This is a genomic window from Kitasatospora sp. NPDC024654 (assembly GCF_055559155.1).
Window position 1 is genome coordinate 59,529 of the sequence record NZ_JBVHLF010000016.1, and the last position, 7,496, is coordinate 67,024.

The 7,496-nt window shown below is 73.6% G+C and carries 6 protein-coding genes and 1 tRNA gene; 4 read left to right on the forward strand and 3 right to left on the reverse strand.

Translation table 11 applies throughout. From position 1 onward, the window contains the following. Positions 1 to 359 precede the first annotated feature (359 nt). The 3 genes from ACZ38L_RS12800 (at position 360) to ACZ38L_RS12810 (ending at position 1,878) form a co-directional block, all read left to right on the forward strand. Positions 360 to 444: transfer RNA gene (locus tag ACZ38L_RS12800), tRNA-Leu, on the forward strand. A gap of 109 nt (positions 445 to 553) precedes the next feature. Further along, positions 554 to 1,363, forward strand: a complete 810-nt coding sequence (locus ACZ38L_RS12805) for a Bax inhibitor-1/YccA family protein (protein WP_465692094.1) — start codon at positions 554 to 556, stop codon at positions 1,361 to 1,363. Between the two features lie 134 nt (positions 1,364 to 1,497). Then, positions 1,498 to 1,878: a hypothetical protein gene (locus ACZ38L_RS12810; RefSeq protein ID WP_465692096.1), complete on the forward strand. Its 381-nt coding sequence runs from the start codon at positions 1,498 to 1,500 to the stop codon at positions 1,876 to 1,878. Between the two features lie 34 nt (positions 1,879 to 1,912). On the opposite strand, the gene ACZ38L_RS12815 is transcribed toward ACZ38L_RS12810, so the two are convergent. The 3 genes from ACZ38L_RS12815 to ACZ38L_RS12825 form a co-directional block, all read right to left on the reverse strand. Continuing rightward, entirely contained in the window at positions 1,913 to 2,839 is a 927-nt protein-coding gene (locus ACZ38L_RS12815) for a hypothetical protein (protein ID WP_465692098.1), read from the reverse strand. Positions 2,840 to 3,119: 280 nt separating this feature from the next. Continuing rightward, positions 3,120 to 4,340: an acetyl-CoA C-acetyltransferase gene (locus ACZ38L_RS12820; RefSeq protein ID WP_465692100.1), complete on the reverse strand. Its 1,221-nt coding sequence runs from the start codon at positions 4,338 to 4,340 to the stop codon at positions 3,120 to 3,122. A gap of 50 nt (positions 4,341 to 4,390) precedes the next feature. Further along, the gene (locus ACZ38L_RS12825; RefSeq protein WP_465692102.1) at positions 4,391 to 5,485 is read right to left on the reverse strand and encodes an SGNH/GDSL hydrolase family protein; all 1,095 of its coding nucleotides are present in this window, start codon (positions 5,483 to 5,485) and stop codon (positions 4,391 to 4,393) included. Positions 5,486 to 5,649: 164 nt separating this feature from the next. On the opposite strand from ACZ38L_RS12825, the gene ACZ38L_RS12830 reads away from it, so the two are divergent. Further along, positions 5,650 to 7,050, forward strand: coding sequence for a cystathionine beta-synthase (locus ACZ38L_RS12830; RefSeq protein WP_465692104.1), 1,401 nt, complete (start codon positions 5,650 to 5,652; stop codon positions 7,048 to 7,050). Positions 7,051 to 7,496: the final 446 nt, after the last annotated feature.

Sequence of the window (7,496 nt, forward strand, 5' to 3'; positions counted from 1 at the left end):
ACCCCCCCCCCTCCCCCCCCCCCCCCCCCCCCCCCCCCCCCCCCTGCCCCCCCCCCCCCCCCCCCCCGCCCCCCCCCGGGGCCGGGCTCGATCCCATGGTGCTGCGCCGCGAGCCGGCTGGCGTCAGTCATGGGGAGGGTGGGCAGCCACCACCGTGAGTCGGTCGACAGGCCGAGCTTCTCCTCCTGCGGTATGACGGCGACCCTGATGACCGGAACCGGTGAACGGGGTGACAGAAATTACGGACAGTTCGTCAGATGGCAAGGAAACATGACAACTTCCCTGGCTGGGAACATGCGCTACCGGGATCGGGACGACTAGGCTCAGGGGCAATCCGCACCGTGCGCGGAGTTGTTCAGGCCCGGATGGTGGAACGCAGACACGGGCAGCTTAAAACTGCTTGGCCGTAAGGTCGTGCCGGTTCGAGTCCGGCTCCGGGCACCACCCAGTTCACGCCCTCCCGCGCACCTCCGGGGTGCCCGCGGATACCCCCGCTCTTTGCCAACCCATTACCATCGGGGGAGGGAGTGGTGCCGTGCCGGGAGGAAAGCGCATGAGGAGCAGCAACCCGGTCTTCTCGCGGGACGGGATCTTCACCCGGGCCGCCGGTCCGGCGTCGTCCGCGCGGGCCCCGTACGAGGGACAACTCACCGCCGAGCAGCTGGAACAGCTGTACCTGGCGCCGGCGGCGGGACCGGCGGCCACCGGCCGGATGACCCTGGACGACGTGGTGGCCCGGACCGCGTTGACCCTGCTCACCCTGGTCGCGGCCGGTGCGGTGGCCTGGTTCGCGCTGCCGGCCGCCGGCTTCGGCCCGGCGCTCGGGGCGGCCCTGGCGGCCTTCGTGATCGGCCTGGTGGTCAGCTTCCGGCGCAGCGTCAGCCCGCCGCTGGTGCTGCTCCACGCGGGCCTGGAGGGCTTCTTCCTGGGCCCGGTCACCCGGGCGCTCGACACGGTCTGGCCGGGCATCGCGGTCCAGGCGGTGCTGGGCACCGCGGCGGTCTTCGCGGGCATGCTGCTCGCCTACCGCGGCGGCCCGATCCGGGTCACCGCGCGGTACACCCGGGTCGGTCTGGCGGTGGCGGCCGGATTCCGGCTGTTGATGCTGGTCAACCTGGTGGCCTCGCTGTTCGGCGCCTCGCTGGGGCTGAACTCCGGTCCGCTGGGGATCCTGGTCGGCCTGGTCGGGACCGGGCTGGGCGCCTTCTTCCTCTCGCTCGACTTCGCGGCGGTCGAGCGGGCGATCCGTGACGGTGTGCCGCAGCGGGAGTCCTGGCGGGCGGCGTTCGGCCTGACCCTGTCGCTGGTCTGGATCTACCTGGAGCTGCTGCGGCTGATCGCCATCCTGCGGGGCGACGACTGAACCGTGCGGCGACGACCGAACCGTCCGTTGAACCGTCCGTTTTCGGCCAACCGCGCTGCGTGACGCTCGGTGGTCATGGCGGCGGTCCCGGAGGCGGTCCGGCGGGCGGGTCCGGTGCCCGTTAGGCTCGCGGTATGCCCGATGCCTCCGCCCTGCTGCACGCCGTCGACCACCTGGCGGATCGTTTCCGCGCCCTCCCGCAGAGCCGGCTGCTCGGCGCCGTCCCCGGGTACCCCTCCCGGGCCGCCGCCGGCCTCGCGCTGGCCGGTCGGCTCGCGGCGGAGGCCCAGCGGCTGGAGGAGGGCGCGGAGTCCGCGCCGCGGGCCGTCCCGGACGCCGGGGCGTTCGCGGTCGGCGACCAACTCGCCGTCGCCGGGCACGATCTGGTCGTCGCGTTGGCCCCGCTGGCCGACGAGCACCCGCTGGAAACGGCCGACGGCGCCCGGACCACGGCGGCCGGCCTGCTGGTGGAGGCGGTCGCGGCGGTGGGCGCCGTGGCGGAGCTGTGCGGCTGAGCGGGCCGGGTCGGTCGATCCGGCCGAGCCGGCGTCAGATGCTGGCCACCACGCGGTCGGCCAGCACGTAGACCGCCTCGTCGTCGGTGGAGAAGGTCAGCGAGTACGAGCCGGAGAACCGCGAGCCGCCGAGCAGCCGGACGTCCTCGCCCGCCCGCACCGCGTCGATCAGCCGGTACGCGGCCTCCCGGTCGCCGGGCGCCACGCAGAGGGTGGTGCCGTCGGCGAAGGCGTAGACGTCCAGGGTGCCGAGCGGGCCGGGCCGGACGTCGGTCAGCGCGATCCGGTCCTCGGCCAGCGCGGTGAGCCGCGCGTCCGTCCACTCCCGGGACGGCGTCTGGCTGGGCACGAAGTCGGGGTGCGAGGGGTGGCGGCGCGGGTCGGGGACGGCGGCGGCCGGCTCCCCGGTGGCGGCGGGGTCCGGGTCGAGCAGTCCGGCCTCCAGGCCGGTGGCGAGCAGATCGGCCTCCCGGCGGGCCTGGGCGTCGCCGGCGGCGCTCGAGTCGGATTGCGCCGGGTGCCCGCCGGCGGTCGGGCCGGGCAGCGGGCCGCTGTCGCTGACCAGGTCCTCCAGGGCCGCGCGGAGCGCCTCGCCGAACGCCGGGTCCATGGTGGCGCCGTCCGCGGCGTCCTCCGGGCCGGTCGGGCGCGGGAAGAACACCGGCCAGTTCTCCACCGGGCCCAGCCCGTGCGGGTCGCCGGCGAACGGGGTGTCCAGCAGCTCGGCGTCCTCGGCCGCCCGGGCCTCCTGCTCGGCCCAGAACGCCCGCGCCTCGTTGACCTCGCGCTCCCGGTCGGCGGCCAGTGCCTCGGTGACGGCCCGGCGTATCACCTCCTCGTCCACCTGAGTGGACGCGGCGGCCAGCTCGGTGAACCGGCGGGAGAGGCTGCGTACATGGACCAGCACGGCTGACGACACGGCGATCAGAACCAGCAACAGTGGGATGTACACGGCGCTCACGGAACGTACTCCTTGCGCGGAGTGGAACAGGGGAACATCTCCACCCTGCCGCATAGTGGGCTGGGACTGCAGTGGAAGATGTCCAATTTGCCCCGTGATGTTAATCATTGTCGGAATATCTGGACGTCGGGCCGTTGTACGCTGCGCGGTTGGCCGACTTCGGAACGTCGAGAACAGCGCCGGATCCGGCATGCGAAAGGGCCGGATCGCGATGGAAACGTGATCCGGCCCTCAGTCACGCTCGGTCACTACGAACGAGTGGCCCGAGCGCTCAACCACCTCAGCTCAGGCGCTCGATGACCATCGCCATGCCCTGGCCCCCGCCGACGCACATGGTCTCCAGGCCGAACTGCTTGTCGTGCCACTGCAGGGAGTTGATCAGCGTGGTGGTGATCCGGGCGCCGGTCATGCCGAAGGGGTGGCCGACCGCGATCGCGCCGCCGTTGACGTTCAGCTTGTCAAGGTCGATGCCCAGGTCCCGGTAGGACGGGATGACCTGCGCCGCGAACGCCTCGTTGATCTCCACCAGGTCGATGTCGTCGATGGTCAGCCCGGCCCGCTTGAGCGCCTGCCGGGAGGCCTCCACCGGCCCGTAGCCCATGATCTCGGGGGAGAGCGCGGAGACCCCGGTGGAGACCACCCGGGCCAGCGGCGTGATGCCCAGCTCGCGTGCCTTGGTGTCGGACATGATGACCAGCGCCGCGGCGCCGTCGTTCAGCGGGCAGCAGTTGCCGGCCGTCACCGTGCCGTCGGGGCGGAAGACCGGCTTCAGGCCGGCCACGCCCTCCAGGGTCACCCCGGCGCGCGGGCCGTCGTCCGCCGAGACCACCGTGCCGTCCGGAGTGGTGACCGGGGTGATCTCGCGCTGCCAGAAGCCGGCCTTGATGGCCGCCTCGGCGAGGTTCTGCGAGCGCACGCCGAACTCGTCCTGCTCGGCCCGGGTGATGCCCTTGAGCGCGGCCAGGTTCTCCGCGGTCTGGCCCATCGCGATGTAGGCGTCCGGCAGCAGGCCGTCCTCGCGCGGGTCGTGCCACTCGCCGCCACCCTTCTCGGCGCGCTCGGCGGTGCGCGCCACCGCGTCGGCGAAGAGCGGGTTCTGGGTGCCGGGCAGGCCGTCGGAGCTGCCGTGGACCGAGCGCGAGACGGTCTCCACGCCGGCCGAGACGAAGATGTCGCCCTCGCCCGCCCGGATCGCGTGCAGTGCCATCCGGGTGGTCTGCAGCGAGGAGGAGCAGTAGCGGGTGATGGTGCAGCCCGGCAGGTGGTCGAAGCCGAGCTGGACGGCGATGATCCGGGCCAGGTTGTGCCCCTGCTCACCGCCGGGCAGGCCGCAGCCCAGCATCAGGTCGTCGATGTCGCGCGGGTCGAGCTGCGGCACCTTGGCGAGCGCGGCCGCCACGATCTGGGCGGTCAGGTCGTCCGGCCGGACGTCCTTGAGCGAGCCCTTGAAGGCGCGGCCGATCGGCGAACGGGCGGCGCTGACGATGACGGCTTCGGGCATGACGGCTCCCCAGGGTGTGTGTCCGGCTGCTACGGAGAAGGAAGTTACTCTCAAGTAGACCGCGCGTCACCTGTGGTCGCGTGTGAGTTGGCCGACGCCGCGGGCGGCGCTCCGGGGTCCGCGGGTGCGGCCGGGTCCTCGGCGGCCGGGCCGCCGGCGACCGCCGGCAGCGCGAGCCGCAGCCGGTGCTTGACCAGGGCCCAGCGGCCGGCCCCGCCGCCCGGCGCGGCCGAGGCCACCTCGGTGCCGGACTGTCCGGCGGCGGTCGCGGCGGCCACCGCCATCGGCAGCACCTCCTCGCGCCGCACCGGAGGCTCCACGGCCTCCGGCCACAGCCCGAGCGTCGCGCAGAGCGAGGGCAGGACGGCCATCGCCGCCGTGGCGTAGCCCTGTGCGGAGGGGTGGAACCGGTCCGAGGCGAACATCTCCGGCCGGGCCGCGAACTCCGGCCCCAGCAGGGAGCCGAGCGAGACCGTCCGGCCGCCGGCCTCCACCACCGCGATGGTCTGCGCCGCCGCCAGCTGCCGGCTGACCCGGCGCACCACCCAGCGCAGCGGCGGCCGCACCGGCTTGATGGTGCCGAGGTCCGGGCAGGTCCCGACCACCACCTCGCAGCCGGCCTCGCGCAGCGTCCGGACCGCCTCGCCGAGCTGCCGGACGGCCTGGGCGAACGGGCTGTGCCGGGTGACGTCGTTCGCCCCGATCATGATCACGGCCAGTGCCGGCCGGGCCGCCACGGCGAGCCGCACCTGGCGGGCCAGATCGTCCGAACGCGCCCCGGAGACCGCCGCGTTGACCAGCCGGACCCGCCGCTCGGCGACCGAGGCCAGCCCGGCGGCGAGCAGCGCCCCCGGGGTCTCGCGCGCTCGCCGCACGCCCAGCCCGACCGCCGTGGAGTCGCCCAGGAACGCCAGCACCAGCGGCTCCTGGTCGGCGCCCGGATCGGCGAAGCCCTCCCCGTACTCGCCGTCGGACCGGGGCGGATCGCCGTCCAGCAGGCCGACCGCCCGGATCGCCAGCCGGCTCTCGGTGATCAACAGCCCGGCCACCCCGACCCCCAGCAGACCCAGGCCGCCGCCGCCGTACGCCGCGGCCGTCGCGATCCGCCGGGCCACCCGTGCCCTCGAGTGCTGCGCCCCAGGCATCCGGTGCCCCCTTCACGATCTCTCCCGGTCACCCGCGCCGCGCGGGTCCGTCCCAGAGCGTGCATACCCCTTGACACCTTCGCCCTATCGGCGGGCATCGGCCATCCGGAGCCATAGGCTTGCCATACCGATACCCATGCGCGCCACAGACCGGGAGGACCCCCGTGCGGTACCACAATTCGATCATCGAGCTGGTCGGCAACACTCCGTTGGTGAAGCTCAACAAGGTCACCGAGGGGATCTCCGCCACCGTGCTGGCGAAGGTCGAATACTTCAACCCCGGTGGCTCGGTCAAGGACCGGATCGCGATGCGGATGATCGAGGCGGCCGAGGCCTCCGGCGCTCTCAAGCCGGGTGGCACGATCGTCGAGCCGACCTCCGGCAACACCGGTGTGGGCCTGGCCATCGTGGCCCAGCAGAAGGGGTACCGCTGCATCTTCGTCTGCCCCGACAAGGTCTCCACCGACAAGATCAACACCCTCCGGGCCTACGGCGCCGAGGTCGTGGTCTGCCCGACCGCCGTCGCCCCGGAGCACCCGGACTCCTACTACAACGTCTCCGACCGACTGGTCCGGGAGACCCCGAACGCCTGGAAGCCGGACCAGTACTCCAACCCGGAGAACCCGGCCTCGCACTACCACTCCACCGGTCCGGAGCTGTGGGAGCAGACCGAGGGCGGGATCACCCACTTCGTGGCCGGCGTCGGCACCGGCGGCACCATCTCCGGCACCGGTCGCTACCTGAAGGACGCCTCGGGCGGCAAGGTGCGGGTGATCGGCGCCGACCCCGAGGGCTCGGTCTACTCGGGCGGCACCGGCCGGCCGTACCTGGTCGAGGGTGTCGGTGAGGACTTCTGGCCGACCGCCTACGACCGCACGGTGGCCGACGAGATCGTCGCGGTCTCCGACAAGGACTCCTTCCAGATGACCCGTCGGCTGGCCAAGGAGGAGGGCCTGCTGGTCGGCGGTTCCTGCGGGATGGCCGTGGTGGCCGCGCTGGAGGTCGCCCGCCGGCTCGGCCCGGACGACGTGGTCGTGGTGCTGCTGCCGGACGGCGGCCGCGGCTACCTGTCGAAGATCTTCAACGACGACTGGATGGCCGACTACGGCTTCCTGCCCACCGCCGAGGACGAGGCGACCATCGGCGAGGTGCTGGCCCTCAAGGACGCCGTCGCGCACCAGGGCATCCCGCAGTTCGTGCACATGCACCCGAGCGAGACGGTCGGCGAGGCGGTCCAGGTGCTGCGCGAGTACGGCGTCTCGCAGATGCCGGTGGTCTCGCCGGGCGCCGGGCACCCGGACATCATGGCCGGCGAGGTGATCGGCTCGGTGTCCGAGCGCCACCTGCTGACCGCGCTCTTCGAGGGGCGGGCGCAGCTCTCCGACCCGCTGGAGGAGCACATGTCCCGGCCGCTGCCGGTGGTCGGCTCGGGCGAGTCGGTGAGCGGGCTGATGGACGTGCTGAAGCAGCACGACGCGGCGGTGGTGCTGGTGGACGGCAAGCCGCAGGGCATCGTCACCCAGCAGGACCTGCTGGCCTACATGGCCGGCCGGGCCGCGCACTGACCCACCCTCAACTCGGCGGGCCCGATTTGGTACGTCCACGACACCTGCCCGCATCACGCGGGTAACACGGCTCGGGCACTGTAGGAGTCACGGCAAGACGCCGAGCACGACGGCGGTGGCGACCGGGAGCGGCTCCCCGGTGCCCGGTCGTCGCGACACACGGGCCGGCCCTGAACCGGCGCGCCGTGTCTCCCTCCGAGCCTTTCGCTCGGCCGGAGGGGCCCCACGTGGGGGTCGCCGTCGTCCCGCCCCTGCCCGGCTCCGGCCGGTGCCAGGGTGAGGCGGCTCCCACGGCACCTCGCGCCGTCACGGCGCGGCTCCGCGGCTCCCGGGTGGGGGAGCCGGGCGGAGCGGGCGGGGGGGGGGGGGGGGGGGGGGGGGGGGGGGGGGGGGGGCGGAGGGAAGGGGGGGGGGGGGGGGGGGGGGGGGGGGGTGTTTGCTCCGCC